25 protein-coding genes are annotated in these 25,830 nt (G+C 67.7%); 7 read left to right on the top strand and 18 right to left on the bottom strand.

Translation table 11 applies throughout. The features are described 5' to 3' along the window. Window positions 1-80 precede the first annotated feature (80 nt). Window positions 81-2,738 carry a DNA mismatch repair protein MutS gene (gene mutS / locus WS95_RS32305; RefSeq protein WP_059828290.1) on the top strand — a complete coding sequence of 886 codons (2,658 nt, stop codon included), beginning with the start codon at window positions 81-83 and terminating at the stop codon, window positions 2,736-2,738. Then, a complete protein-coding gene (locus WS95_RS32300; RefSeq protein WP_179950250.1) occupies window positions 2,719-4,002 on the top strand; it encodes a hypothetical protein in 1,284 nt (427 codons plus the stop codon). The genes mutS and WS95_RS32300 overlap by 20 nt, the downstream gene beginning before the upstream one ends. On the opposite strand, the gene WS95_RS32295 is transcribed toward WS95_RS32300, so the two are convergent. Next, the gene (locus WS95_RS32295; protein WP_034207726.1) at window positions 3,982-4,524 is read right to left on the bottom strand and encodes an FKBP-type peptidyl-prolyl cis-trans isomerase; all 543 of its coding nucleotides are present in this window, start codon (window positions 4,522-4,524) and stop codon (window positions 3,982-3,984) included. The two genes, WS95_RS32300 and WS95_RS32295, sit on opposite strands and share 21 nt — an antisense overlap. Window positions 4,525-4,556: 32 nt before the next feature. Between WS95_RS32295 and WS95_RS32290 the strand changes: the two genes are divergently transcribed. Together WS95_RS32290 and WS95_RS36175 are read left to right on the top strand one after the other, a co-directional pair. Beyond that, window positions 4,557-5,777, top strand: coding sequence for a cupin domain-containing protein (locus tag WS95_RS32290; RefSeq protein ID WP_059828288.1), 1,221 nt, complete (start codon window positions 4,557-4,559; stop codon window positions 5,775-5,777). A 56-nt stretch (window positions 5,778-5,833) separates the two neighbouring features. Further along, a complete protein-coding gene (locus WS95_RS36175; protein ID WP_011657350.1) occupies window positions 5,834-6,079 on the top strand; it encodes a hypothetical protein in 246 nt (81 codons plus the stop codon). Here the strand turns inward: WS95_RS36175 and WS95_RS35450 are convergent, their stop codons facing one another. The 11 genes from WS95_RS35450 to WS95_RS32240 all read right to left on the bottom strand — a co-directional run bounded on the left by WS95_RS35450 (window position 6,080) and on the right by WS95_RS32240 (window position 15,478). Continuing rightward, window positions 6,080-6,283 (bottom strand): hypothetical protein, encoded by a 204-nt coding sequence (locus WS95_RS35450; RefSeq protein ID WP_006487056.1) that lies wholly within the window; start codon window positions 6,281-6,283, stop codon window positions 6,080-6,082. Between the two features lie 102 nt (window positions 6,284-6,385). Continuing rightward, entirely contained in the window at window positions 6,386-7,162 is a 777-nt protein-coding gene (locus WS95_RS32285; protein WP_059828287.1) for an MBL fold metallo-hydrolase, read from the bottom strand. 4 nt (window positions 7,163-7,166) lie between these two features. Beyond that, window positions 7,167-8,312 carry an outer membrane protein assembly factor BamC gene (gene bamC, locus WS95_RS32280; RefSeq protein ID WP_059782934.1) on the bottom strand — a complete coding sequence of 382 codons (1,146 nt, stop codon included), beginning with the start codon at window positions 8,310-8,312 and terminating at the stop codon, window positions 7,167-7,169. Window positions 8,313-8,423: 111 nt separating this feature from the next. Then, window positions 8,424-9,329 carry a 4-hydroxy-tetrahydrodipicolinate synthase gene (dapA, locus tag WS95_RS32275; RefSeq protein WP_034207730.1) on the bottom strand — a complete coding sequence of 302 codons (906 nt, stop codon included), beginning with the start codon at window positions 9,327-9,329 and terminating at the stop codon, window positions 8,424-8,426. A 46-nt stretch (window positions 9,330-9,375) separates the two neighbouring features. Then, window positions 9,376-9,978, bottom strand: a complete 603-nt coding sequence (locus WS95_RS32270) for a class I SAM-dependent methyltransferase (RefSeq protein WP_059828285.1) — start codon at window positions 9,976-9,978, stop codon at window positions 9,376-9,378. A 34-nt stretch (window positions 9,979-10,012) separates the two neighbouring features. After that, window positions 10,013-11,215 carry a tryptophan--tRNA ligase gene (locus WS95_RS32265; RefSeq protein WP_006487046.1) on the bottom strand — a complete coding sequence of 401 codons (1,203 nt, stop codon included), beginning with the start codon at window positions 11,213-11,215 and terminating at the stop codon, window positions 10,013-10,015. 8 nt (window positions 11,216-11,223) lie between these two features. Continuing rightward, on the bottom strand, window positions 11,224-11,886 hold the full coding sequence (locus WS95_RS32260; protein WP_034207732.1) for a site-2 protease family protein: 663 nt from the start codon (window positions 11,884-11,886) through the stop codon (window positions 11,224-11,226). A 47-nt stretch (window positions 11,887-11,933) separates the two neighbouring features. Then, window positions 11,934-12,566 carry an L-threonylcarbamoyladenylate synthase gene (locus WS95_RS32255; RefSeq protein ID WP_006478414.1) on the bottom strand — a complete coding sequence of 211 codons (633 nt, stop codon included), beginning with the start codon at window positions 12,564-12,566 and terminating at the stop codon, window positions 11,934-11,936. A gap of 70 nt (window positions 12,567-12,636) precedes the next feature. Beyond that, window positions 12,637-13,467, bottom strand: coding sequence for a 3',5'-nucleoside bisphosphate phosphatase (locus tag WS95_RS32250; protein ID WP_034207938.1), 831 nt, complete (start codon window positions 13,465-13,467; stop codon window positions 12,637-12,639). Between the two features lie 82 nt (window positions 13,468-13,549). Continuing rightward, on the bottom strand, window positions 13,550-14,440 hold the full coding sequence (locus tag WS95_RS32245) for an alpha/beta fold hydrolase (protein ID WP_059828283.1): 891 nt from the start codon (window positions 14,438-14,440) through the stop codon (window positions 13,550-13,552). Between the two features lie 180 nt (window positions 14,441-14,620). Continuing rightward, window positions 14,621-15,478, bottom strand: a complete 858-nt coding sequence (locus WS95_RS32240) for a ferritin-like domain-containing protein (protein WP_059828281.1) — start codon at window positions 15,476-15,478, stop codon at window positions 14,621-14,623. Between the two features lie 143 nt (window positions 15,479-15,621). Here WS95_RS32240 and WS95_RS32235 point away from each other — a divergent pair, with 143 nt between their 5' ends. The 3 genes from WS95_RS32235 (at window position 15,622) to WS95_RS32225 (ending at window position 17,625) form a co-directional block, all read left to right on the top strand. Beyond that, window positions 15,622-16,146 carry a gamma carbonic anhydrase family protein gene (locus WS95_RS32235; protein ID WP_034207734.1) on the top strand — a complete coding sequence of 175 codons (525 nt, stop codon included), beginning with the start codon at window positions 15,622-15,624 and terminating at the stop codon, window positions 16,144-16,146. 25 nt (window positions 16,147-16,171) lie between these two features. Beyond that, complete coding sequence (hslO, locus tag WS95_RS32230; RefSeq protein ID WP_059828279.1) at window positions 16,172-17,122, top strand: Hsp33 family molecular chaperone HslO; 951 nt, start codon at window positions 16,172-16,174, stop codon at window positions 17,120-17,122. Window positions 17,123-17,259: 137 nt separating this feature from the next. Beyond that, the gene (locus tag WS95_RS32225; protein WP_034207736.1) at window positions 17,260-17,625 is read left to right on the top strand and encodes a hypothetical protein; all 366 of its coding nucleotides are present in this window, start codon (window positions 17,260-17,262) and stop codon (window positions 17,623-17,625) included. Window positions 17,626-17,715: 90 nt separating this feature from the next. Here WS95_RS32225 and ftsB read toward each other — a convergent pair whose 3' ends face one another. The 6 genes from ftsB to WS95_RS32195 form a co-directional block, all read right to left on the bottom strand. After that, entirely contained in the window at window positions 17,716-18,141 is a 426-nt protein-coding gene (ftsB, locus tag WS95_RS32220) for a cell division protein FtsB (protein WP_034207737.1), read from the bottom strand. An 81-nt stretch (window positions 18,142-18,222) separates the two neighbouring features. Then, a complete protein-coding gene (gene eno, locus WS95_RS32215) occupies window positions 18,223-19,506 on the bottom strand; it encodes a phosphopyruvate hydratase (protein ID WP_006478406.1) in 1,284 nt (427 codons plus the stop codon). A gap of 106 nt (window positions 19,507-19,612) precedes the next feature. Beyond that, window positions 19,613-20,467 carry a 3-deoxy-8-phosphooctulonate synthase gene (kdsA, locus tag WS95_RS32210; protein WP_047898480.1) on the bottom strand — a complete coding sequence of 285 codons (855 nt, stop codon included), beginning with the start codon at window positions 20,465-20,467 and terminating at the stop codon, window positions 19,613-19,615. Further along, window positions 20,464-22,122 (bottom strand): CTP synthase, encoded by a 1,659-nt coding sequence (locus tag WS95_RS32205; RefSeq protein ID WP_034207739.1) that lies wholly within the window; start codon window positions 22,120-22,122, stop codon window positions 20,464-20,466. The genes kdsA and WS95_RS32205 overlap by 4 nt, the downstream gene beginning before the upstream one ends. A 180-nt stretch (window positions 22,123-22,302) precedes the next feature. Then, window positions 22,303-23,148 carry an alpha/beta fold hydrolase gene (locus tag WS95_RS32200; protein ID WP_059828277.1) on the bottom strand — a complete coding sequence of 282 codons (846 nt, stop codon included), beginning with the start codon at window positions 23,146-23,148 and terminating at the stop codon, window positions 22,303-22,305. Between the two features lie 190 nt (window positions 23,149-23,338). Next, window positions 23,339-25,828, bottom strand: coding sequence for a DNA internalization-related competence protein ComEC/Rec2 (locus tag WS95_RS32195; protein ID WP_059828275.1), 2,490 nt, complete (start codon window positions 25,826-25,828; stop codon window positions 23,339-23,341). Window positions 25,829-25,830 lie beyond the last annotated feature (2 nt).

Genomic DNA, 25,830 nt, shown 5'->3' with positions numbered 1-25,830 from the left:
CCAAACGGCGAACTTCGCGCGTGGACGTCGAAGCCACTGGTAAACTCGGGCAACCCAAGCAACAACTTCATGCCTGACCTATGACCACGCTGTCGCCCGAGGCCTTTGCCGGCCACACTCCGATGATGCAGCAGTACCTGCGCATCAAGGCCGATCATCCGGACACGCTCGTCTTCTACCGGATGGGCGACTTCTACGAGCTGTTCTTCGAGGATGCGGAAAAAGCGGCGCGCCTGCTCGACCTGACCCTCACGCAGCGCGGCGCGTCGGCCGGCACGCCGATCAAGATGGCCGGCGTCCCGCATCACGCGGTCGAGCAGTATCTCGCGAAGCTCGTGAAGATGGGCGAATCGGTCGCGATCTGCGAGCAGATCGGCGATCCGGCCACGTCGAAGGGGCCGGTCGAGCGCAAGGTCGTACGCGTCGTCACACCCGGCACGCTGACCGATGCCGCGCTGCTGTCCGACAAGAACGACGTCTACCTGCTCGCGATGTGCACCGGCCACAACAAGCGCGGCGTCGCGGTCAATATCGGCCTTGCGTGGCTGAACCTCGCGAGCGGCGCATTGCGGCTCGCCGAAATCGAGCCCGAGCAGCTTGCCGCCGCGCTCGAACGCATCCGGCCGGCCGAAATCCTGACGCCGGACGGTGCAACCGACGCCATTCCCGCCGGCGCGGGCGCAAGCAAGCGCGTGCCGGCCTGGCACTTCGACATCGCGTCGGGCACGCAGCGCCTGTGCGACCAGCTCGACGTCGCGAGCCTCGACGGTTTCGGCGCGCATTCGCTGACGAGCGCGTGCGGCGCGGCCGGCGCGCTGCTGCTCTACGCAGCGGCCACACAAGGCCAGCAACTGCGGCACGTGCGCAGCCTGAAGGTCGAGAACGAAACCGAATACATCGGTCTCGATCCGGCCACGCGCCGCAACCTCGAACTCACCGAGACGCTGCGCGGCACCGAGTCGCCCACGCTGTATTCGCTGCTCGACACCTGCTGCACGACGATGGGCAGCCGCCTGCTGCGCCACTGGCTGCATCACCCGCCGCGCGCGTCGGTTGCCGCGCAGTCGCGCCAACAGGCGATCGGCGCGCTGCTCGATGCACCAGCCAACGCGAGCCTCGATGCGCTGCGCAGCGCGCTGCGCCAGATCGCCGACGTCGAACGGATCACCGGGCGTCTCGCGCTGCTGTCGGCGCGTCCGCGCGACCTGTCGAGCCTGCGCGATACGTTCGCCGCGCTGCCGGCGCTGCGCGAGCGCATCAGCGCGATCGTCGCGAACGCGGATGCGCTCGCTCGCATCGACGCGGCGCTCGCGCCGCCCGCCGAATGCCTCGACCTGCTGACGAGCGCGATCGCCACCGAGCCGGCCGCGATGGTGCGCGACGGCGGCGTGATCGCGCGCGGCTACGATGCCGAGCTCGACGAGCTGCGCGACATTTCGGAGAACTGCGGGCAGTTCCTGATCGATCTCGAAGCGCGCGAGCGCGCGCGCACCGGCATCGCGAACCTGCGCGTCGAATACAACAAGGTGCACGGCTTCTACATCGAGGTCACGCGCGGCCAGACCGACAAGGTGCCCGACGATTACCGCCGCCGCCAGACGCTGAAGAACGCCGAGCGCTACATCACGCCGGAACTGAAAACCTTCGAGGACAAGGCGCTGTCCGCACAGGAGCGCGCGTTGGCGCGCGAGCGTGCGCTGTACGACTCGGTGTTGCAGGCGCTGCTGCCGTTCATCCCCGAGTGCCAGCGCGTCGCATCGGCCCTCGCCGAACTCGACCTGCTGGCCGCCTTCGCCGAACGCGCGCGTGCGCTCGACTGGGTCGCCCCGACCTTCACCGACGAGATCGGCATTGAAATCGAACAGGGTCGCCATCCGGTCGTCGAAGCGCAGGTCGAGCAGTTCATCGCGAACGACTGCCGGTTCGGCGCCGATCGCAAGCTGCTGCTGATCACCGGGCCGAACATGGGCGGTAAGTCCACGTTCATGCGGCAGACCGCGCTGATCGCGCTGATGGCGTACGTCGGCAGCTACGTGCCGGCGAAATCGGCGTGCTTCGGCCCGATCGACCGAATCTTCACGCGCATCGGCGCGGCCGACGATCTCGCGGGCGGCCGCTCGACGTTCATGGTCGAGATGACCGAAGCCGCGGCGATCCTCAACGACGCGACGCCGCAAAGCCTCGTGCTGATGGACGAGATCGGCCGCGGCACGTCGACCTTCGACGGCCTCGCGCTCGCCTGGGCCATCGCACGCCACCTGCTGGCGCACAACGCGTGCTACACGCTGTTCGCGACGCACTACTTCGAGCTGACGCAACTGCCGGCCGAATTCCCGCAGGCGGCCAACGTCCATCTGTCGGCCGTCGAACACGGCCACGGGATCGTATTCCTGCATGCGGTCAACGAAGGCCCGGCGAACCAGAGCTACGGCCTTCAGGTCGCGCAGCTCGCGGGCGTCCCGGCGCCCGTGATCCGCGCCGCGCGCAAGCACCTCGCGTATCTCGAACAGCAGTCGGCATCCCAGCACACGCCGCAACTCGATCTCTTCAGCGCGCCGCCGGCAGCCATCGACGATCTCGAATGCGCGGACGCGCCCGCGCTGCCCGCCGCGCCGCATCCGGCGCTCGACAAGCTGCGCGACATCGATCCCGACGATCTCAAGCCGCGCGAGGCGCTCGACCTGCTGTACGAATTGCGCACGCTGGTCCGGTCGTACGATGCCGACGGGCACGCGTAAGCGCATTCCGCGGGGCCTGCCGGCCCGCGCTGCCGCCGCGCTCGCCGCGACACTGCTTGCGCTGGCGCAGGCCGGCGCGCTGGCCGCGCCGCCCAAGCACAGCGCCGCACCCCACTCGTTCGCGGTGGTGTCGGGCGTCATCAACGGGCCGGCGGACGAACCGGCCGCGCAGCGGCTGCTCGATGCGATCGCACGCGAGCGCAATCTCGCGTTCGTGGTCTACGCGGGCGATCTCAAAGGCCCGAAGGAAGCATGCCGCGACACGCTGTATTCGCAGCGCGGCGCGATCCTGGATTCTGCGCGCGTGCCGCTCGTGTTCATTCCCGGCCACGACGACTGGATCGCGTGCAACACCGCGGCCGGCGGCGGCTACGATCCGGTCGAGCGGCTCGATTTCGTGCGACAGACGCTGCTCGCCGAGTCGGCGCTGCCCGACCCCGGTGCGCTGCAGATAACGAGGGAAAGCGAAGTCGCACGGTTCCGGCCATATCGCGAGAACGCACGCTGGATGCGCGACGACATCGTCTACGTCGCACTCAATGCGCCCGCGCCGAACAATCATTATTTGACGGCGGGCGGCCGCAACGGCGAATTCGAGGACCGCATCATCGCGAACGGCTTCTGGATCGACCACGCCGCCGAATATGCGAAGCGGCGCGAAGCCCGCGCGATGGTCGTGATTTTCGAGGGCGATCCGCAGTTCGAACGCTACGAACGCTCGGAGCGCTTCGCGTGGCTGCGTTTCAACCGGCCGCGCGTGCGCGACGGCTTCCGTGAATTGAAACGAACGCTGGTGAAGGCGGCGGCGACGTTCCGCGGCCCGATACTGGTGATGCACGCGAGCGGCGAACCGCTGGCGAACGGCTTTCTGATCGACCGTCCGCTGCATGCCGACGACGGTGAGCTGGTAGGAAACGTGACGCGCGTCGCGATCGGACCGCGCCATCCGGCGAATCAATGGGTCAAGGTGACCGTATCGCCGGCGCGACAGACGATCTTCAACGTGAGCCTGCAGGAGGTGCCGAAGAACCTGCCGGTGCCGCCCACGCTGCCGCTCGTGCCGCGCGACGACGTGCCGCTGCCGCAGATGCCGGAAATCCCCGCACTGCCGGCGCTGCCCGACGCGTCGTCGGTCGCGCCGCCGTTGCAGGGCGACGGCGCCGCACCGGGCGCCGCACCGGGCGGCGCGTCGTGGCCGGCACCGCCCGCCGCATCAGGGCCGGCGCCGGGCCTGCCGGCAAGCTCAGTGCAGCGTACGCCCTGACGGCGCTTCGCCGTCCTCGTCGTCGTCCTCGTCGACGATCTCGAGCCCTTCCGCGCCATGCGCGTGCTCGTGCTCGATTTCGTCTTCGGTGGCTTCGCGAACGTCCTTCACGGTCAGCGCGAAACGCAGCGCCATGCCCGCCAGCGGGTGATTGCCGTCGAGCACGACCTTGTCTTCGGCGATATCGGTGACCGTATAGATCAGCGAGTCGACTTCCTCGTCGGCGTCTTCCGGCGTGCCTTCGAACTGCATGCCCACTTCGAGCGGCTCGGGAAAACGATCGCGCGGCTCGATCTTCACGAGCTCGGGATCGTAGTCGCCGAACGCGTCCTCCGGCTCGAGCTGGATCTGCGCCTGGTAGCCCGCCTCGTGCCCGTCGAGCTGTTCCTCGATCTTGGGGAACGTGCCATCATAGCCGCCGTGCAGATAGACCATCGGCTCGTCGCTTTCCTCGATCAGATTGCCCTGTGCGTCCGACAGCTTGTAAGTGACCGATACGACGGTGTTTTTTGCGATTTTCATCCAATTCTCCCAAGTACAAGTCCCATTATACGATGCGCAACCGGTCTCAAGCCGAACCGCGGGATGCCGCTGCCGCCCCGCTCGGCGCGCCGCCCTCCGATCTTCCCACGCCGCTGCTCGGCGGCCTCACGCCGGCGCAATTCATGCGCGGCTACTGGCAGAAAAAGCCGCTGCTGATCCGCCGGGCAATTCCCGGCGTCGCGTCGCCGGTCACGCGCGACGCATTGTTCGAGCTCGCCGCCGACTATGACGCGGAATCGCGATTGATCACCCATTTTCGTAACAAGTGGCAACTGGCGCACGGTCCGTTCGAGCCCGACTCGCTGCCTGCGGTCACGCGCAAATCCTGGACCTTGCTCGTGCAGGGGCTCGATCTGCACGTCGACGCGGCCCGCGCGCTGCTCGACCGCTTCCGCTTCATCCCTGACGCGCGGCTGGACGATCTGATGATCTCGTATGCGACGGACGGCGGCGGCGTCGGCCCGCACTTCGATTCATATGACGTATTCCTGCTGCAGGTCGAAGGCCGGCGCCGCTGGCGGGTCGGCGCGCAGAAGGATCTGTCGCTGCAGCCGGACGTGCCGCTGAAGATTCTCGAAAACTTCGAGCCGAGCGACGAATGGGTGCTGGAGCCCGGCGACATGCTGTACCTGCCGCCGCACATCGCGCACGACGGCGTCGCCGAAGGCGAGTGCATGACTTGCTCGATCGGCTTCCGGGCCCCGTCCGCCGGCGAGCTGGGCGCCCAGTTCCTGTACTACCTCGCGGAGCGCGGCGGCCTGCGCGACGCGCGCGGCGACGACCTCTACCGCGATCCGAAGCAGCCGGCCGTCGACGCGCCCGCGCAATTGCCGCCGGCCATGATTGACCGTGTCGCCGAGATCGTCGACGCGATCCGCTGGCGCAAGCGCGACGTCGCCGAATTCCTCGGCTGCTACCTGAGCGAGCCGAAACCGAGCGTCGTTTTCGACCCGCCCGAGCGTCCGCTGTCCGAGGCCGCGTTCGTCACGCAAGCGTCACGCCGTGGCGTGCGTCTCGACAGAAGGGCTGCATTGATGTATAACGCGCGCTCGTACTTCATTAATGGCGAGGAGGGGCCGCTCGAGCAAGCCGATGAATGGCTGCCCGAATTGGCCAATCGACGCCAGATGGAGGCGAAACGGTTTGTAACACTATCCCGGGTTCCGTCGATGACAGCTTTGTTGCACGAGTGGTATCGTGCGGGCTGGATACGGGTCGGAAGCCGGAATTAGTGTGAGTCGCCCCGTATGCCCGTACAGATCAAATTCTGTATGGGAAAGACAACGTATTGACCCCGCATTTGTCGACGGTCGATAGGAAAGTGCATATAATTTCCGCCCAAGCCGTAGGGAAGATTCACGCTCTAGAAGTGCGTCTCCACCAGCGGCCCAGGTCGGTGTTGGAGCACATTACCGGTATTGTTTCGCGCTGTTGCTTACCTTTAACCATAAAAGGACGTGATCATGAAGAAATCCCTCCTCGTAGCTTCCCTGTTGGCTGCTGTTGCACTGGCTGCTTGCAACAAGAGCGCTGATCAAGCTGCTTCGTCGGCTGCAAGCGACGCGGCTGCTGCTGCTTCGTCGGCTGCTTCGGCAGTTGCTGGTGCTGCGAGCGACGCTTCGGCTGCTGCTTCGTCGGCAACGGCTGCTGCGAGCGACGCTGCTGCTGCAGTGGCGTCGGCTGCTTCGGCAGCGACGGCTGCTCCGGCTTCGGGCGCAAGCCAGTAAGCCTTCAGCATCAGCTGAAAAAAACCGGCCCGAGGGCCGGTTTTTTTACGTCTGCCGCTTTCGAATCGAGCGCCCGGCAGCCGCTTGAAGCTGCCGCATCAACCCCTGCCCGCTCACACGAGCATCAGCCAGTCGAAGCCCGCGTCCTGCGAGGCCACGATCACGTCCTCCCCGTCCGTCCCCAGTACACCGCCAAACGCCTGGCGAGCCAGTTCCGGCAGGTTGTTCTGCTGGCTCAGATGGGCCGCGACCAGATGCTGGAGACGGCTGCGTTCGAGCGACGCGAGGATGTCCGCCGCCGCGGCGTTGCTCAGGTGGCCGTGGTTGCCGCCGATCCGCGCCTTCAACGACTGCGGATAGCGGCTGGCGGCCAGCATCGCGGTATCGTGGTTGGATTCGAGCACCAGCGCGTCACAGCCGCTCAGGACGGCCGTGATGTGCGGCGTGGCCATCCCGACGTCCGTCAGCACGCCAAGCCGGCGGCTTCCGTCCGTGAAGACGAACTGGAGCGGTTCCCGCGCATCGTGGGGGACTGTATAGGGCATCACGGCCAGGTCGCGTATCGCGGCCGTCTCGTCGCCCCACAGCACGTGGAGATCGACATCGGCCTCGTCCGCGCCGACCGCGCGCGCGGTGCCCCAGCTCATGTAGAGCGGCAGCGACGCACGGCGTGCGAGCGTCAGCGCACTGCCGACGTGGTCGCTGTGTTCATGGGTAATGAGGATCGCATCGAGATCGGCGATGCAGAGATTCAGTCGGCCGAGCCGGCGCTCGACCTCCTTGGCGGAAAAGCCGCAGTCGAGCAGCACGCGGGTGGTCGTCGTGCCGCTCGTGGCCTCGACGACCAGCGCGTTGCCTTCGCTGCCGCTTCCGAGGCTGGCGAATCGCACGCGCTCAGTTCAGTTGCGCGTGCAGCAGCGAGATGAGCCGCTGCGCGTCCGACGAGTTGTCGATCTGGCCATCCGCGCCGACCACGGCGACCTGCGTACCGCCATTGCCCTGCGCGCGCACGTTGATCAGATATTCCTTGCCGGGCTTGGCCGCCGACGGGCCGCCGTAGAACAGCTTGCCGAACAGACCGTCACGCTTGAGCTCTTCCATCGAGTTCGCGTAGCGCACGGTGTAGACCCCCTTCTCGCGGTCGCGATTGTCGACCGTGAAGTTGGTCCGGTCGAGCGCCAGGCCCACGCGCAGCCACGCGCGGTCGAACGACTCGGCCAGTTGCAGCGTCGCTGCACCGCCACTCGTGTCGGCGACCTGCGCCGGCGCCGTCGCGGGGCGCGCATCGGTCAGCAACTGCTTCGCCTGCGCGTCGGTCAGGCCGAACTTCTGCATCAGCTTCGACAGGAACACGGCTTCGAGCACCGGGTTGCGCGGACGCTCTTCCCAGCGCGACGACGTGCCGCCCTGCGGGCCGACCATCATTTCTTCCATCGCGCTGTGCGTGATCGAGATGTCGGTGTTGCCGTCCGACGTCCGGTTCACCAGCGTGCGGAAGCGGTCGCGCGTCCCCGACGAATAGGCGAAATCGATGACCTTGCCGATCGTGCGACGGAACCAGTCGTCCGGAATGTTCGCGCGGTTCTCGGCCCAGTCGGTGGCCATGATGCCCGTCGACGGCGCATCGGTCTTCAGCGAGAAGCCGTTCTCCTGCCAGAACTCCTTCAAGATCGGCCACAGCTGCTCGGGCGTCCGGCCGTCGACGACGAGCCAGCGGCGATCGCCGTCGCGCTCGATGTGCATGCCGAGCGGATCCTGCGCGCTCGGGATGCCGTCGGTCGCGTTGCCGGCCTGCGTCGTGGCCCGCGGCGGCAGCGTGCCGAGCCCGGCATTGGTCGGCGGCGCGACGAACTGCTGCGTCGTCGGCACCGGCTTCAGGTCGCTCGGCACCGCGAGCGGCGGCGCCGAGCCGGTGTTCTTGTAGTTGACCCGGTCAGGGGCCAGGTAGTCGTTCAGCGTATCGCAGCCGGCGAGCGCGCCCAGCGCCAGCGCCATCACCGACAACTGGACGGCACGAGAGGAAAAGGCGAAACGTTTCATGAAATCCTTCGTCTTGCTAGAACGCTCGTCAGGAGCGGCGCCGGACGGAGCCGGCCGGTGCGGGTTGATCAGGGGTCGAGCCGGCGGCCGCAGGACGCGGCCGCCTCGGCATCAGGCGAGAACGCCGGCCTCGACGAGGGCCGAACGCACGGCATCGTGGCAGCGCTCGTCGAGCGCCGTGAGCGGCAGCCGAATGCCGCCCTGCATCTTGCCCATCGCCTGCAGCGCCCACTTCACCGGGATCGGGTTCGCTTCGATGAACAGGTTCTTGTGCAGCGACAGCAGCTTCATGTGCAGCGTACGGGCCGTCTGCACGTCGCCGGCCAGCGCCGCGCGGCACAGCTCGCTCATCGCGCGCGGCGCGACGTTCGCGGTCACCGAGATGTTGCCGTGGCCGCCGAGCAGCATCAGCGCGATCGCGGTCGGATCGTCGCCGCTGTAGATCGCGAAATGCTTCGGCGCGGCCTTGATCAGGTGGGCGGCGCGATCGATGTTGCCGGTCGCTTCCTTCACGCCGATGATGCCCGGCACCTGCGCGAGGCGCAGCGTCGTCTCGTGCGCCATGTCCGCGACCGTCCGGCCCGGCACGTTGTACAGGATCACCGGCAGGTCGACCGCTTCGGCGATCGTCCGGAAGTGGCGGTACATGCCTTCCTGCGTCGGCTTGTTGTAGTACGGCACGACCTGCAGCGTCGCGTCCGCGCCGACCGCCTTCGCGTGCTTCGTCAGCTCGATCGCCTCCGCGGTCGAGTTGCCGCCCGCGCCCGCGATGATCGGGATGCGCTTGCCCGCATGCTCGACCGCCGTGCGGATCATCAGGATGTGCTCTTCGACGTTGAGCGTTGCCGACTCGCCGCTCGTACCGACGACGACGAGTGCATCGGTGCCTTCCGCGATGTGCCAGTCGATCAGTTTGCGAAACGCCGGCAGGTCGAGACTGCCGTCTTCGAGCATCGGGGTGACGATCGCGGGGATGCTGCCGCGGATTTGAATGCCGTCTTGGGTGCCGTTAGCCATGAAACGCGATTGATTGTGTACCGGTAAACATTGAGATTGTAGCGGATTAGCCGGGCAGTTCGTAACGTGGAATTCCCGCCCCCGCCTTTGGGGTCGCGCCCTCGCGCACTGCGCAAAGACGCTGGACGAACGCCTCGCGCGGCGCGGCGACGAAACCGTCCTCGTACGCGACCGCCCGCAGATGGCCGTGCACGGCGTCCAGCAACTCGCCCGGGGCGAGCAGGAACGCGGGGTTGGACGGCTTTCCGACCGTTTCGTTTCCTTGCGCGAAGGTTTCGTAGATCAGCACGCCGCCCGGCGCCACGGCAGCGAGCAGATGGGGCCAGAGCGGGCGATGCAGATAGTTCGTGACGATCACGGCCGCGAACCGCTCGCCGGCCGGCAGCGGCCATGGCGCGCCTTCGAGATCGGCCGCGCGAGCGGCGACGCCGGGAATCGCGCGCAACGCGGCCAGCGCGGCCGGATCGCGGTCGAGCGCGACGACCGGATGCCCGCGCGACGCGAACCAGCGCGCATGGCGGCCGCCGCCCGCCGCGACGTCGAGCACCGCCCCGCCGGCCGGCACGAGCCGCGCCCATTGCGCAACCCAGCGCGACGGCTCGGCCTGGCCGACGTGGCCGCCCGCGGCGGCGATGACGGACTCGCTCATGCGCCGGCGATGACGGACTCGCTCATGCGCCGGATCAGTTGTACGACAGGCCCATCGCGTCGCGCACGTCGCGCATCGTTTCCGTCGCGTACTTGCGCGCCTTGTCGCAACCGTCCGCGACGATCGCGCGCAACAGCGACGGATCGTCCATGTACTTCTGCGCACGCTCGAGCATCGGCTGCTGTTCGCGCAGGATGCCTTCGACGACCGGCTGCTTGCAGTCGAGACAGCCGATGCCCGCCGAGCGGCAGCCCTTCTGCACCCATTCGTGCGTCGCTTCGTCCGTATAGACCTGGTGAAGCTGCCACACCGGGCACTTGTCGGGATCGCCCGGATCGGTGCGGCGCACGCGCGCGGGATCGGTCGGCATCGTGCGGACCTTCTTCGTGATCGTCTCGGCGTCTTCACGCAGGCCGATCGTGTTGCCGTACGACTTGGACATCTTCTGCCCGTCGAGGCCCGGCATCCGCGACGCTTCGGTCAGCAGCGCCTGCGGCTCGACCAGGATGATCTTGCGTGCGCCTTCGAGATAGCCGAACAGGCGCTCGCGGTCGCTCATCGACAGGCTTTGCGATTCCTGCAGCATCGCGCGCGCCTGTTCGAGCGCCTCGTCGTCGCCTTCCTGCTGATACGCGTTACGCAACTCGTGATAGAGCTTCGCGCGCTTGCCGCCGAGCTTCTTCGCGGCTTCGAGCGCCTTCTCCTCGAAACCGGGCTCGCGGCCGTACAGGTAGTTGAAGCGGCGCGCGATCTCGCGCGTCATCTCGACGTGCGGCACCTGGTCCTCGCCGACCGGCACGAGCGAGCCGCGATACAGCAGGATGTCGGCGGCCATCAGCACCGGATAGCCGAGGAAGCCGTAGGTGGACAGATCCTTGTCCTTCAGCTTCTCCATCTGCTCCTTGTAGGTCGGCACGCGTTCGAGCCAGCCGAGCGGCGTGCTCATGCCGAGCAGCAGCGCGAGTTCCGCATGCTCGGGCACCTTGCTCTGGATGAACAGCGTCGCCTGCGCCGGGTCGATGCCCGACGCGAGCCAGTCGATCAGCACGTCCCACACGTTCTTCTCGATGACCTCGGGCGTCTCGTAGTGCGTCGTCAGCGCATGCCAGTCGACGACGCAGAAGAAGCACGGGTACTCGGACTGCAGCTTCACCCAGTTTTTCAGCACGCCGTGGTAATGACCGAGGTGCAGCGACCCGGTGGGTCGCATGCCGGAGAAAATACGTTCTGGGAACATGATTGTCGTTAGAAAAGCGAGGCGAAGGGAGACAGGACGGCGCTCAGGACGGCGTAACCGACGTTGACGAGCGGACGCAGCCAGAAATTCGTCAGCACGCCCGTCGTGACGAGCACGAGGACGATGATGAAACCGTACGGCTCGATGCGCGACAGCGCGATCGATTGCCTGGTCGGCAGCAGCGCCGCCAGGATGCGACCGCCGTCGAGCGGCGGCAGCGGGAACAGGTTCAGCACGCCGAGCACGAGGTTCGCGCTGACGCCGGCGAACGCCATCCGCGTGAAGAACGGCTCGTCGATGCCGACGGCCGGCAGCACGAGGGTCAGCAGGCCCCAGACCAGCGCCTGCACGAAGTTGCAGGCCGGCCCCGCGAGCGCGACCCACAGGCTGCCCCAGCGCGGATTGCGCAGGTTGCCGAACGACACCGGCACCGGCTTCGCATAGCCGAACAGGAACGCGCCGCCGGTCAGGAAGTACATCGCGAGCGGAATCGCGATCGTGCCGAGCGGGTCGATGTGGCGCATCGGATTGAACGACACGCGTCCCATCGCGTAGGCGGTGTTGTCGCCGAGCAGGCGCGCGGCGTAACCATGCGCGGCCTCGTGCAGCGTGATCGCGAAGATCACGGGCAGCGCGTAGACGGCGATGGTCTGTATCAGGGAAGCATCCATATCGCGTTATTGTAACAAGCGCACTCGCGCAAAAATGGCACGACACGTCATGCGGCCGAGAGCCCGAACGGTTCGAGCGCGCCGCGCCCCGCGCGGACGAGTTCGGGCGCATCGCCGGTCAGGTCGATCACCGTCGACGGTTCGCGCGGACACGCACCGCCGTCGATCACGAGGTCGACCTGCTTCTCGAGCCGCGTGCGGATTTCCTCGGGATCGTTCAGCGGTTCGTCGTCCGGCGGCAGGATCAGCGTCGTGCCGAGCAGCGGCTGGCCAAGCGACTCCAGCAACGCGAGCGTGATCGCGTGATCGGGCACGCGCAACCCGATCGTCTTGCGCGACGGGTGCGACAGCCGGCGCGGCACCTCCTTCGTCGCCTGCAGAATGAACACGTACGGGCCCGGCGTCACCGACTTGATCTGCCGATACTGGCGGTTGTCGACCATCGCGAAGTTGGCGAGCTCCGACAGGTCGCGCACGAGCAGCGACAGATGCTGCTTCTCGTCGAGGCCACGAATCCGGCGCACGCGCTCGACCGCATCCTTGTCGTCGAGATGGCACGCGAGCGCATAGCTCGAATCGGTCGGCATCGCGATCACGCCGCCCTTGCTGACGATCTCCACCGCCTGCTTGATCAGGCGCGGCTGCGGATTATCCGGATGAATCCTGAAGAACTGGGACATGGGGACACGTAAAGAGGGAGAAGTCGGATGCGCATCGGCGGCAACGCAGGCGGCCCGAAGCCGCCCTGCGTCAGAGCCAGCGCTCCCAGACCGGCGTCAGGTCGGGCGGCAACGGCGGCAGGCCGCCGAGCTCGATGCGGCCCTCGCCCGGCGCGTGGAAATCCGAGCCGCGCGACACCTCGAAGCCGAAGCGGCGCGCGACGTCCGCGTATTCGCGGTACTGGTCGGGCGTGTGACTGCCCGTCACGACCTCGATCGCGCGACCGCCGAGATCGATGAACTCGCCGAAGAACGCGTCGAATTCGACCGGCGTATAGCGATAGCGGCCCGGATGCGCGACCACCGCTTCGCCGCCCGCCGCACGGATCCAGCCGACCGCGTCGGACAAGGACGCCCAGCGATGCGGGACGAAGCCGGGCTTGCCGTCGCCGAGCAGGCGGTCGAACACGTCGGTCGTCGATTCGGCGTGGCCGTTCTCGACGAGAAAGCGCGCGAAGTGCGTGCGCGAGATCAGATCGGGATTCGATACGTATTTCAGCGCGCCTTCGTACGCGCCGGGTATGCCGAGCGTCGCGAGCTGCTCCGCGATCGCCAGCGCGCGCGCCGCGCGGCCGTGGCGGGTGCGGTACAGGCCGTCGACCAGCGCCGGATGGGCGGGATCGATGTGCAGACCGACGATGTGCACGGTGCGCGAAGCCCACGTGACCGAAATCTCCACGCCGCTCAGATAGCGCATGCCGAGCGCTTCCGCCTCGCTGCGCGCCGCCGCCTGACCGCCGATCTCGTCGTGGTCGGTCAGTGCCCACAGGGTCACGCCGCCCGCATGCGCGCGGCGCGCGACGTCGGCAGGCGACAGCAACCCGTCAGAAACATTGGAATGGCAGTGGAGATCGGCGTTCATCGTCGGCATGGCAGGTAAGGCCTCATTCTACTGCAACGCGGCAATTGCGCCGCCCGCCTGCCGTGCCGGCGCCGCCACGCGCCTACGCGCAGAACGCCTCGATCAGCGACGCGATCTGCTCGGGCTGGTCGTGATGCACCATGTGGCCGGCATCCTCGACGAGCTTCTCGCGCCAGTCGGGGAACGCGTCGAAGCGCGCCTTGAATTCGGGCAGCGGGATGTCGCCGGCGAGGTGCGCGAGCGTCGGCGAATTGACGGCCTCGACGTGCAGCACCTTCGCGCGCACCTGCTTCCAGATGGCCATCACTTCGTCGAGCCGGTACAACAGCGGGCCCGGCATCTTGTGCGCCGGGTCGGCCAGCAGGTGGTAGAGGCCGTCGTCGCCGCGTTTCGACCAGTGCGCGGCGAGAAACGCGGCGCGGCGCGGGTCGAGCCGCGGATTGGTCTTGATCAGGCGCGCCGCCACGTCGTCGAGGGACGCGTACGGCCGCAGCGCGGGCGGCTCGCGCAGCTCGTCGAGCCAGCCGCGCAGCCGGCGCGGCGCCTGTTCGGCGCGGGCCGGCGCAAGCCCGAACCCCTCGAGGTCGACCACGCGCCGCACCCGTTCCGGCCGCGCGCCGGCATACAGACACACGACGTTCGCGCCCATGCTGTGTCCGACCAGATTGACCTCGCCGGTCGGCGCATAGCGGTCGACGAGCGCATCGAGATCGCCCAGGTACTCGTGGAACCAGTAATGGCCGCCGCCCTGCCGCGCGACCGGCCAGTCGGACAGCCCGAAGCCGCGCGCGTCGGGCGCGATCACCTGCCAGTCGCCCGCGAGCGCGTCGACGACGAACTGGAACGACGCCGCGACGTCCATCCAGCCGTGCAGCATGAACAGCGTCGGCGCATCGGGCCGGCCCCAGCGCCGCACATGCAGCTGGACGCCGCGCACCGTGACGAAATCGGAAACAGAACTCGAGGCACTCATCGCAGCCGCCAAAAAAGAATGGTCGTTCGATTATAGCGGCGACAGTCCGGTCCCGGCGGCCGGCAATCGAAGTACCGCTCTAGTGGCAAGGTCGTCCCGGGGCCTGCCGGCAGCATGCCGTCGATCGGCCGTGCGAGCCGGCCGGCAGCCACCAAGGACGCACCCGAACGCGTGGTCCGGCTAAGGCGCGGGACGTCCGTCCGCCGCGTCCTGCGCGGCCAGTTCGTCGAGTTCGGCTTGCTCGAAGCCCGCGTCGCGGCGCGCATCGAAATTGAACGGGCCGCGCAGCCGCGGCGCGTGGTATTGCTCGGCGAGCTGCCGATAAGTCGGTACGGGATCGCGGCCGGCTGCGTCGCACAAATGGCGGAACCAGCGGTTGCCGATCGCGACGTGGCCGATTTCGTCGCGCAGGATCACGTCCAGGATCGCGGCCGACGCATCGTCGCCCGCCTGCACGAGCCGCGCGCGGATCGGCGGCGACGCATCGAGCCCGCGGGCCTCGAGCGTGCGCGGCACGAGCGCCATGCGCGCCAGCACATCGTCCTTGGTCCGCTCGCACATCTCCCACAGCCCGTTGTGCGCGGGAAAATTGCCGTATGCGTGTCCGAATGCCGCGAGCCGGTCGGACAGCAGCGTGAAGTGGTAGGCCTCCTCGGCCGCGACCTTCAGCCAGTCCGCATAGAACGCGTCCGGCAGGCCCGCGAAGCGCCAGACCGCATCGAGCGCCAGGTTGATCGCGTTGAACTCGATATGGGCGAGCGCGTGCAGCAGCACGGCGCGCCCTTCCGGCGACCGCATGCTGCGCCGCTCGAGCTGGCGCGGCTCGACGAGCGGCGGCCGCGCCGGGCGGCCGGGCAGACCGGCCGGTTCGCGCAGTCGAAGCGACGGGGCGATCGCGGCCTGCCCAGCCCGCAGCGCATCGTGCAGCGCGCGCACCTGCGCGGCCTTGGCCGCCGGCTCGGCGACACACAGCGCATCGAGCGCCATGCTGCGCACGCAGGCCGGCACCTGGCCGAAAGAAGAAGACACGATGCTCATAAACAGGGACACCTTGCGTACGCGTCGGGGGAGCACAGGCACGCGACGGTTTACAATATGCGTTTGTTCCGCGGCGCCACGCGCCGGGCAAACCGGACGCGCCATTCTACCGGCGCCCATCATCGAAGAGACAAGGAGACTCCGTGACGATCTACAAGCTGGGCGAGACGGCCCCGACGATCCACGAAAGCGTATTCGTCGCCGATACGGCGGCCATCATCGGCAAGGTCGTGCTCGAGGAAAACGCGAGCGTGTGGTTCGGCGCGACGATTCGCGGCGACAACGAGCCGATTACGGTCGGCGCCGGCAGCAACGTCCAGGAAGGCGCGGTCCTGCATACCGACCCGGGCTTTCCGCTGACGATTGCCGAGAACGTGACGATCGGGCACCAGGCCATGCTGCACGGCTGCACGATCGGCGAAGGTTCGCTGATCGGGATTCAGGCGGTGGTCTTGAATGGAGCGGTCATCGGCCGCAACTGTCTGGTCGGTGCCGGCGCGGTCGTGACGGAAGGCAAGACGTTCCCGGACAACTCGCTGATTCTCGGCGCACCGGCGAAAGTCGTGCGCGAGCTGTCGGCCGAAGACGTCGCGCGGCTGCGTGCGAACGCGAAGACGTATGTCGAGCGACGCGCGCATTTCAAGGAGCAACTCGTGCGGATCGGGTGATTCGCACGGATTTCAAGGAAGAAGAGTGAGCGACCAGTTACAGAAATTCATGTTCAATGCGGCGCCCGTGCGCGGCGAGATCGTTTCGCTGCGCAACACGTGGCAGGAAGTACTCACCCGCCGCGACTACCCTGCCCCCGTGCGCACGGTGCTCGGCGAGATGATGGCCGCGTGCGCGCTGCTGTCCGCGAACCTGAAATTTCACGGCACCCTGATCATGCAGATCTTCGGCGACGGGCCGGTCCAGATGCTGGTCGTCCAGTGCGGGTCCGATCTGTCGATGCGGGCCACCGCGAAGTTCTCGGGCGACGCCGCGCAGACGATCGGCGACGACACGCGTTTCGCGGCGCTCGTCAACGCGAGCGGCCACGGCCGCTGCGTGATCACGCTCGATCCGGCCGACAAACTGCCCGGCCAGCAGCCGTACCAGGGCATCGTGCCGCTGAACGGCGTCGACGGCCCGCTCGAATCGGTGTCGCAGGTACTCGAGCACTACATGCATCACTCGGAGCAGCTCGACACGCGGCTGTGGCTCGCGGCCGATCGCGACCGCGCGGTCGGCATGCTGCTGCAGAAGCTGCCGGGCGACGGCGGCATCGTGCCGCGCAACGCCGAAACCGATATCGACACGTGGGAGCGCGTGTGCACGCTCGGCGGCACGCTGTCCGCGAAGGAACTGCTCGAGGTCGAACCGGAAGTGGTGTTCCGCCGGCTGTTCTGGCAGGAAAACGTGCAGCACTTCGAACCGGCCGGCACGCGCTTCCAGTGCTCGTGCTCGCGCGAGAAGGTCGGCGCGATGCTGCGCATGCTCGGTCGCGAAGAAGTCGACAGCGTGATCGTCGAGCGCGGCCACGTCGAGATCCACTGCGAGTTCTGCAACCAGCGCTACGAGTTCGATCCGGTCGACGTCGCGCAGCTGTTCGCGGCGCCCGGCGTCGAAACCGGCATCGCACCCGCGACCGACCAGCGTCACTGAGCCGCGCGCCCGTGCCCGCCACCGGCGCGGCACGGGCGCATAATGACGCACGAGCGCCGCATGCGCGGCTCCGGCGCCGGAGGCCCGGCCTTCGGTGCCAGCCGCTTTCCACGGTCGGCGCGCCGCAGGAGAAACACATGAATCGCCCCCGCCCCTTTGGCACCCTCCGCAGCATTGTCGTGGCGAGTACGACCGCCGGCACGCTCGCGCTTGCCGGCTGCGCGATGCCGCCGCCGAGTTCCACGATCCTGAGCCGCCTGCCCGAACCGAGCGCGTCGGGTGGCCAGCCGCCGGTGCTGTCGAGCGCCGAACGCAAGCGTTATGACGAGATCGACCAGCAGGTCCTGCGCGAGCAGAACAGCGCGATGGCGGCCGAAGCGGCCGCACGCGCGTGGGCCTATTACTCGCCGCCGCCCGTGACGGTCTACGGCGGATACTACGGCGGTTGGGGCAATCGCTGGGGCACGGGCATCGGTTACGGCTATCCGGGCTGGTGGTGGTGAGCACGCATCGCCCCGACCGATTGAAAACTGGCAGGAAATAAAAAAGCGCGGCATTTCCCGCGCTTTTTCAATGCATCCAACGTATCGCGCTCAGTGATGCGCCGCCTTGCCCTTGTCGCCGCCATGATGGCGCGACGGCTTCGCGATCGACTGCGGATTCGGCACGACCCGCACGGGCGCCGCGGAGACGGCGCCGCGCGTCGACGTATTCGACGGCGTGTTGTTCGGCGGCCCCGCAGGCGCATTCGGCGACACGAACTGCACGAATACTTCGCCGTCCTTCACCATGCCCATCTCGTAGCGCGCACGCTCCTCGATCGCCGCGGTGCCGCTCTGCAGATCCTGCACTTCGCCGGCGGTGCGCTCGTTGCGCAGCTTCTCGTCCGCGTTCTTCTGGAGCTGGTCGTCGAGCTGCTGACGCAATTCGTGCACCCGCAGCCAGCCGCCGTGTCCCCACCATAGGGGGTACTGAATGAGCGCCAGCAAGGCAATCAGGACGACAGTGACAAGCCGCATGTAAGAGACGCAGATATAAGAAGCGCCGCTCCGCGCACAGGCACAGAGCGGCGTCGAGATGACGAACCCGATAGTAGCGCGTTAGCGCAGGTTATAGAAAGCCGATTTGCCCGGGTAGCTCGCGATGTCGCCGAGATCTTCCTCGATACGCAGCAACTGGTTGTACTTCGAGATGCGGTCGCTGCGCGACAGCGAACCCGTCTTGATCTGACCGGCGTTCAGGCCGACCGCGATGTCCGCGATCGTCGAATCTTCCGTTTCGCCCGAGCGGTGCGAGATCACGGCCGTGTAGCCCGCGCGCTTCGCCATTTCGATCGCCGCGAACGTTTCGGTCAGCGTACCGATCTGGTTGATCTTGATGAGGATCGAGTTCGCGATGCCCTTCTCGATGCCCTCCTTCAGGATGCGCGTGTTCGTGACGAACAGGTCGTCGCCGACGAGTTGCACCTTCTTGCCGAGGCGGTCGGTCAGCAGCTTCCAGCCGTCCCAGTCGCTTTCGTGCATGCCGTCCTCGATCGACACGATCGGGAACTTGTCGGCGAGCGTCGCGAGGTAGTCGGTGAATTCGGCCGACGACAGTTGCAGGCCTTCGCCCGCGAGCTGGTACTTGCCGTCGTGGTAGAACTCGGATGCCGCGCAGTCGAGCGCGAGCAGCACGTCTTCGCCCGCACGGTAGCCGGCCTTCTCGATCGCCTGCAGGATCGTCGACAGGCACTCGTCGTTGCTGCCGAAGTTCGGTGCGAAACCGCCTTCGTCGCCGACCGCCGTGCTCATGCCGCGGTCGCTCAGGATCTTCTTCAGCGCGTGGAACACTTCCGCGCCGCAACGCAGCGCTTCACGGAACGTCGGCTGGCTGACCGGAACGATCATGAATTCCTGGATGTCCAGGCTGTTGTTCGCGTGCGCGCCGCCGTTGACGATGTTCATCATCGGCACCGGCAGTTGCATCGCGCCCGACCCGCCGAAGTAGCGGTACAGCGGCAGGCCGGCTTCTTCGGCGGCGGCCTTCGCGACGGCCATCGACACGGCCAGCATCGCGTTCGCGCCCAGGCGCGACTTGTTGTCGGTGCCGTCCAGCTCGAGCAGCGTCTTGTCGAGGAACGCCTGTTCCGACGCGTCGAGGCCCATGATGGCTTCGGAGATTTCGGTGTTGATGTGCTCGACCGCCTTCAGCACGCCCTTGCCGTTGTAGCGGCCGGCTTCGCCGTCGCGCAGTTCGATCGCTTCACGCGAGCCGGTGGACGCGCCCGACGGCACCGCCGCGCGGCCCATCGTGCCCGATTCGAGCAGCACGTCGCATTCGACGGTGGGGTTGCCGCGCGAATCCAGAATCTCGCGGCCGATGATATCTACGATTGCACTCATGGGTTTCCTCTGAGAATGACGATGGATTCTTCAAACTGCGACGGCGGGCGCGCCGGAACCGCTTTCGCTACAGACGCGCAAAGCCGTCGCAAGGTTCATTCGATCTTTAATTGAAATCGTTTTCCAGGAACGGGTTGCGCTTCACCGCCTGGTCGAGCGTGACGAGCGTCTCCAGCAACGCACCCATCCGGTTCAGCGGCACCGCGTTCGGGCCATCGGACTTCGCCTCGGCCGGATTCGGATGCGTTTCCATGAAGAGGCCCGCGACGCCCGTCGCGACCGCCGCACGTGCGAGCACCGGCACGAATTCGCGCTGGCCGCCCGAGCTCGTGCCCTGCCCGCCCGGCAACTGCACCGAGTGGGTCGCATCGAACACGACCGGCGCGTTCGTCTCGCGCATGATCGCGAGCGAACGCATGTCCGACACGAGATTGTTGTAGCCGAACGAGACGCCGCGCTCGCACGCCATGAAGCGGTCTTCCGACAGACCGGCTTCACGCGCTGCGTCGCGCGCCTTGTCGATCACGTTCTTCATGTCGTGCGGCGCGAGGAACTGGCCCTTCTTGATGTTGACAGGCTTGCCCGAGCGCGCGCACGCATGGATGAAATCGGTCTGACGGCACAGGAACGCCGGCGTCTGCAGCACGTCGACGACCGACGCGACCTGCTCGATCTCGTCGATCGAATGCACGTCCGTCAGCACCGGCAGGCCGAGCTGGCGTTTCACCTCGGACAGGATCCGCAGGCCCTCGTCCATTCCGAGGCCGCGAAACGATTTGCCCGAGCTGCGGTTTGCCTTGTCGTAGGACGACTTGTAGATGAACGGAACGTTCAGCTTCTCGCAGATCTCCTTCAGGCGGCCGGCCGTGTCGATCGTCATTTGCTCCGATTCGACGACGCAGGTACCCGCGATCAGGAAGAAAGGCTTGTCGAGACCGACCTCGAAATCGCACAGCTTCATGCTTGCACTCCGCGCGCTTGCTTGTTGGCGAGCGCGGCTTCGACGAACGACTTGAACAGCGGATGGCCATCACGCGGCGTGGACGTGAATTCCGGGTGGAACTGGACGCCGACGAACCACGGGTGCATCGAGCGCGGCAGCTCCATCATTTCCGGCAGATCCTCGCTCGGGGTACGGGCGCTGATGATAAGGCCGCCGGCTTCGAGCTGGGGCACGAAGCGGTTATTGACTTCATAACGGTGGCGATGGCGCTCGTTCACGTCCTTGCCGTAGATTTCTTCCGCCATCGTGCCCGGCTTGATCGGGCAGCGCTGCGAACCCAGGCGCATCGTGCCGCCGAGGTCGGATTCCTCGGTGCGCGTCTCGACCTTGCCTTCGCGGTCGTACCATTCGGTGATCAGCGCGACCACGCGCTCCGGCGTGTCCGGATCGAATTCCGTGCTGTTCGCCTGCTTCAGGCCGACGACGTCGCGCGCGAATTCGATCACCGCGAGCTGCATGCCGAGGCAGATGCCGAGGTACGGCACCTTCGACTCGCGCGCATAGCGGACCGCCGCGATCTTGCCTTCCGTGCCGCGACGGCCGAAGCCGCCCGGCACCAGCACGGCGTCGAGGTGCTTCAGGCTGTCGACGCCGTTCGTCTCGAGCTCTTCCGAATCGATGTACTCGATGTTGACCTTGGTCGACGTGTGGATCGACGCATGGCGCAGCGCCTCGATCAGCGACTTGTACGACTCGGTCAGGTCGACGTACTTGCCGACCATGCCGATCGTCACTTCGTGCTGCGGGTTCTCGAGCTTTTCGACGAGCGTCGACCACATGCTCAGGTCGGCGTCCTTCGGCGACAGCTTCAGCTCTTCGCAGATGATCCGGTCGAGGCCCTGGTCGTGCAGCATCTGCGGAATCTTGTAGATGCTGTCGGCGTCCCACACCGAGATCACCGCGTCTTCGGGCACGTTCGAGAACATCGAGATCTTCTTCGATTCGTCGTCGGGGATGCGGCGATCCGCACGGCACAGCAGCACGTGCGGCAGGATGCCGATCTCGCGCAGCTTCTGCACGCTGTGCTGGGTCGGCTTCGTCTTCAGCTCGCCGGCCGTCGCGACGTACGGCACGAGCGTCAGGTGCACGAAGCACGCGCTGTTGCGGCCGAGGCGCAGGCTCATCTGGCGCGCGGCCTCGAGGAACGGCAGCGACTCGATGTCGCCGACCGTGCCGCCGATCTCGACGATCGCGACGTCCGGCTCGCCGCAGGTGGCCGATGCCGCCCCGCGCTCGATGAACGCCTGGATTTCGTTCGTGATGTGCGGAATCACCTGCACGGTCTTGCCGAGATAGTCGCCGCGGCGCTCCTTGCGGATCACCGATTCGTAGATCTGGCCGGTCGTGAAGTTGTTGGCCTTGCGCATCTTCGTGCTAATGAAGCGCTCATAGTGGCCGAGGTCGAGGTCGGTCTCCGCTCCGTCTTCCGTCACGAACACTTCGCCGTGCTGGAACGGGCTCATCGTGCCGGGGTCGACGTTGATGTAGGGATCGAGTTTGAGGAGGGTGACTTTCAGACCGCGCGATTCGAGGATCGCGGCGAGAGAGGCGGCGGCAATACCCTTGCCGAGGGAAGAAACTACGCCGCCGGTGACGAAAACATATTTGGTCATCGCTGGATGCTCGCGGGAAAAACGGATTATACCGTAAAGCCCGCCCTTCTCTCAGCAATTGACGCGATGATCGCGCCCTTTCGTGCCGACCCGCGCCAACCGTGCGCGACGGCGCGAACCGGCCGGCCCGCCGGCGCCGCGCGCATGCGCCGGCGGTCGTTCCGTCCGCCGGACCCAGCGTCAGGCGCGCCTCGCGATCGGCGCGCCGGCCTGCGAAGCGCAACCCTCTTCCGCCTTCAGCGAATTCAGCATCCGCTGCAATGCGCGGGCGGTCTCGATCGGCCGCTCCATCGGGAACAGGTGGCTCCCTTCGATCCATTCGATGCGCCCGCGCGTCGCGCGGCGCGTCGCGTCGAGCCCGACCTGCCGGACCTCGCGCGAGCGCGTGCCGGCGAGAAAGCCGAGCGGCACTGGCGCGCCGTGCGCGAGCCGCGGGCCGAGCGTGTGCGGCAGCGTCCTGTAGATCAGGTACTCGACCTGACGGTCGAACGCCAGCGCGCGTTCGCCGTCGGCGCCGGCCTGCGGGATCCCGTGGTCGATATAGTCGGCGAGCATCCGTTCGTCCCAGCGCGCGAACGCGGGCTTCTCCCGAAAGTGCCGCCAGACTTCGTCGCGGCTCGTCCAGCGTGTGCGCCGGTTGCGCGTGGCCGCGGCCGGCGACAGCCGCTCGTCGAGCCCCGCCCACTGGCTCGCGCGCAGCGCGCCGGCACGCCAGCCCGCGATGATCGGCGAATCGATCATCACGACGCCGCGCACCCACTGCGGCTTCTTCAGCGCGGCCATCAACGACAGGTAGCCGCCGAGCGAATGGCCGACGAGCCAGACCGGGCGCTCGTAGCTGCTGCCGATGTCGTCGAGCAGTTGCTCGACGAGATGCGGCCAGTCGCGCGTCACGGGGTAGCGGCGGTCGTGACCGATCCGTTCGATGTAGCGCAGCTCGTAGTCGTCGGCCAGTTCGGCGAAGATCGTCCGGTATGTCGACGCCGGGAAGCCGTTCGCATGCGAGAAGTGGAGGATGTCCTTCAAATGCCGATGTCTCCTTTGTCGACGGGAGCGGGTGCTTCGGCACGCGCTCCCGTCCCATGCTTCGCGATCGACGGAAGCGGGCGCTTCGGCGCTTGCGCCGATCCCGTGCTTCGTATTCTGTCGGAACCGTGCTTCGGCACGCTACGCTGGCCCCGCGCCTTCCGTCCGGACAAGCCGGCCTTCGCCGCGCTTACCGGTCCATCCAGTACCGGCGCCGTTCGTCGCGATAGCGCGCGAAGGCAAACCCGGCGCCCGCCGGCGCGACGTCGAACCGCACGGCGCCGTCGCGATCGGTACGCGGCAGCGGAATCCCGCGCGCCTCGTAGCGGGCGAGCACGGTCCGGTGCGGATGCCCGAAACGATTGCGATAGCCTACAGGAAATACCGCGACGCGCGGCCCGACCGAATCGAGGAAAGGCTCGACCGACGACGTGCGGCTGCCGTGGTGCGGCACGACCAGGATCTGCGCGGCCAGCGCGTCGCGCGCATCGGCCACCAGCCGGCGCTCGGCGGCGGCCTCGATGTCGCCCGTCAGCAGTGCCGACGTGCCGCCCGCATCGATGCGCAGCACACACGATTGGCCGTTCGACGAACCCGTGCCCACCCCGCCCGGCGGCCACAGCATCGTGAAGACGACGCCGTCCCAGGTCCACCGCTGCCCGGCCGCGCACGGCAGCCGATCGGCCACGCCCGCCGCCTGCGCATCGCGCCACAGCCGGTGCCGCGGCGCAATGCCGGCCAGCAACTGGCGCACGTCGGCGGCCGCATAAACGGCCGCTGCGCCGCCCGCATGATCGGCATCCGCATGACTGAGCACGAGCGAATCGATCGTCGCGATGCCGCGCGCCCGCAACGCCGGCGCGACGATCCGCGTACCGGCGTGGGACGACTCCGCACCCGGCCCCGCATCGAACAGCAAGGCCCGCCGCGCCGTTTCGACCAGTACCGCCGCGCCCTGCCCGACGTCGAGCACGGTCAGCCGGAAGCCGCCCGCCGGCGGCGCATCCGGCGCCGGCGCGACGAGCGGCAGCCACGTCAGCGGCGCCGCCCAGCGCAGCGGCCAGCCGCGCGGCATCAGCGCCCACGCGACACCCACGCATGCCAGCACCAGCACCGGCCAGTCGGGCATGCGCAGCCAGAACACGCCGGCCGGCCAATCGGCCAGGTGCCCGAGCAGCGTCATCATCGGCGCGAGCGCCGCATGCGCAAGCCGAAAGGCAGCCGCGTCGAGCGGCAGCGGCAACGCGATGCCGGCCAGCACGACCGGCGTCACGACCGAGCTGACCCACGGAATCGCGAACGCATTGGCGAACGGCCCCGACAGGGAAATCTGCGCGAACCATGCGGCGGTGAGCGGCGCGAGCCCGATCGTCACCGCGTACTGCACGCGCGTCGCCTCGGCGACGCGGCGCCGGCAGCGCGTCGCCCACGCACGCAACCGGCTCCGCGAGCCGGTCGCGCCGCTCTCCGCGCCCGCTTCGTCGAGCTCGTCGGCCTCGCGCACCGCGCGCCAGCCGGCGACGGCCAGCAGGATCACCGCGACCGCACCGAACGACAGCCAGAACCCGGCCGACAGCACGGCCCACGGGTCGGCGAGCAGCACGCCGCCGAGCGCCACGCACAGCACCGCCGACGTCGGCACGCTGCGGCCGGCCAGATACGCGATGCCGCCGCCCGCGATCATCCACCACGCGCGCTGTGCCGGCACGTTGAAGCCGGCGAGCGCGGCGTAGCCGGCCGCCGCAGCCAGCGCGGCGAGCGCGGCCGCGTACGGCGCCGGCAGCACGAGCGTCGCGGCCCGTCCGCGCCGGCGCACGCGGCGCCAGACCATCGAGACGAGCCAGCCGGCGATCGCGCCGACCAGCCCGACATGGAGACCGGAAATCGCGACCAGATGGCTCGTGCCCGTGTTGCGCAGCACGCGCCAATCGTCGTCGCCGATGCCCGACTGGTCGCCGATCGCCAGCGCGGCGACGATGCCGCGATGCGCCGCATCGGTACCGAGCCCCTCGCCGATGCGTGCCCGCAGCATGTCGCGCACCCGATCGATCGATGCACGCCAGCCCGATGCGCGCGCATCGAGCAATACCGCCCGACGCGGCGCACTGACATAGCCGATCGCGCGAATGCCCGCGGCGAGCCACGCCGCCTCGCTGTCGCGCACGCCGGGATTGGCCTCGGCATGCGGACGCTTGAGACGCACGACGAAACGCCAGCGCTGGGCCGCACGCAAATCGGGAAGCGCATCGCGTGTCGCGGATGCGCCATACGCGCGCCACGACAACCGGATCAACGGCGGAAAACGGGTGAGCCCCGCATCGTTCGATTCGACCGCGAACAGCAGCCGCGCACTTGTCTCGTCGACGACGGGCAGCCCGCGGATCACGCCCGTGACGACGATGTCGCGCCCTTCCCACTCGACGGGCAGACTGTCGCGCAGCCGCCATTCGGCCCGCGCGGCCGCATAGCCGAATCCCGCGACGCAGGCCGCGACCGCGCACAACATCCATCCGCCTACGACGACCGCACGCGTGCGCCGACGACGCGCGCACCACGCGCCCAGCGCCGCGCAGCCCGCGAGCACGGCTGCTCCGATCGTCCATGCGATCGCCCCCGGCAACGCCGCCTGCCGCTGCAGCACGACGACGCCGAGCGCGAACGCGATCCACCACACGCGCATTC

The sequence above is a fragment of the Burkholderia sp. MSMB1826 genome, from assembly GCF_001526325.1.
Taxonomy (GTDB): Bacteria; Pseudomonadota; Gammaproteobacteria; order Burkholderiales; family Burkholderiaceae; genus Burkholderia.
Note: the sequence above shows the minus strand (reverse complement) of the source record. Positions and strands in the feature narration are given on the sequence as shown.

Excerpts from the sequence above, each read along its gene's own strand:
- mutS (WP_059828290.1), top strand. The coding sequence starts at position 81 with ATGACCACGCTGTCGCCCGAGGCCTTTGCCGGCCACACTCCGATGATG.
- WS95_RS32300 (WP_179950250.1), top strand. The coding sequence starts at position 2,719 with ATGCCGACGGGCACGCGTAAGCGCATTCCGCGGGGCCTGCCGGCCCGC.
- WS95_RS32295 (WP_034207726.1), bottom strand. The coding sequence starts at position 4,524 with ATGAAAATCGCAAAAAACACCGTCGTATCGGTCACTTACAAGCTGTCG.
- WS95_RS32290 (WP_059828288.1), top strand. The coding sequence starts at position 4,557 with ATGCGCAACCGGTCTCAAGCCGAACCGCGGGATGCCGCTGCCGCCCCG.
- WS95_RS35450 (WP_006487056.1), bottom strand. The coding sequence starts at position 6,283 with ATGCTGAAGGCTTACTGGCTTGCGCCCGAAGCCGGAGCAGCCGTCGCT.
- bamC (WP_059782934.1), bottom strand. The coding sequence starts at position 8,312 with ATGAAACGTTTCGCCTTTTCCTCTCGTGCCGTCCAGTTGTCGGTGATG.
- dapA (WP_034207730.1), bottom strand. The coding sequence starts at position 9,329 with ATGGCTAACGGCACCCAAGACGGCATTCAAATCCGCGGCAGCATCCCC.
- WS95_RS32270 (WP_059828285.1), bottom strand. The coding sequence starts at position 9,978 with ATGAGCGAGTCCGTCATCGCCGCCGCGGGCGGCCACGTCGGCCAGGCC.
- WS95_RS32265 (WP_006487046.1), bottom strand. The coding sequence starts at position 11,215 with ATGTTCCCAGAACGTATTTTCTCCGGCATGCGACCCACCGGGTCGCTG.
- WS95_RS32260 (WP_034207732.1), bottom strand. The coding sequence starts at position 11,886 with ATGGATGCTTCCCTGATACAGACCATCGCCGTCTACGCGCTGCCCGTG.
- WS95_RS32255 (WP_006478414.1), bottom strand. The coding sequence starts at position 12,566 with ATGTCCCAGTTCTTCAGGATTCATCCGGATAATCCGCAGCCGCGCCTG.
- WS95_RS32250 (WP_034207938.1), bottom strand. The coding sequence starts at position 13,467 with ATGAACGCCGATCTCCACTGCCATTCCAATGTTTCTGACGGGTTGCTG.
- WS95_RS32245 (WP_059828283.1), bottom strand. The coding sequence starts at position 14,440 with ATGAGTGCCTCGAGTTCTGTTTCCGATTTCGTCACGGTGCGCGGCGTC.
- WS95_RS32240 (WP_059828281.1), bottom strand. The coding sequence starts at position 15,478 with ATGAGCATCGTGTCTTCTTCTTTCGGCCAGGTGCCGGCCTGCGTGCGC.
- WS95_RS32225 (WP_034207736.1), top strand. The coding sequence starts at position 17,260 with ATGAATCGCCCCCGCCCCTTTGGCACCCTCCGCAGCATTGTCGTGGCG.
- ftsB (WP_034207737.1), bottom strand. The coding sequence starts at position 18,141 with ATGCGGCTTGTCACTGTCGTCCTGATTGCCTTGCTGGCGCTCATTCAG.
- eno (WP_006478406.1), bottom strand. The coding sequence starts at position 19,506 with ATGAGTGCAATCGTAGATATCATCGGCCGCGAGATTCTGGATTCGCGC.
- kdsA (WP_047898480.1), bottom strand. The coding sequence starts at position 20,467 with ATGAAGCTGTGCGATTTCGAGGTCGGTCTCGACAAGCCTTTCTTCCTG.
- WS95_RS32205 (WP_034207739.1), bottom strand. The coding sequence starts at position 22,122 with ATGACCAAATATGTTTTCGTCACCGGCGGCGTAGTTTCTTCCCTCGGC.
- WS95_RS32195 (WP_059828275.1), bottom strand. The coding sequence starts at position 25,828 with ATGCGCGTGTGGTGGATCGCGTTCGCGCTCGGCGTCGTCGTGCTGCAG.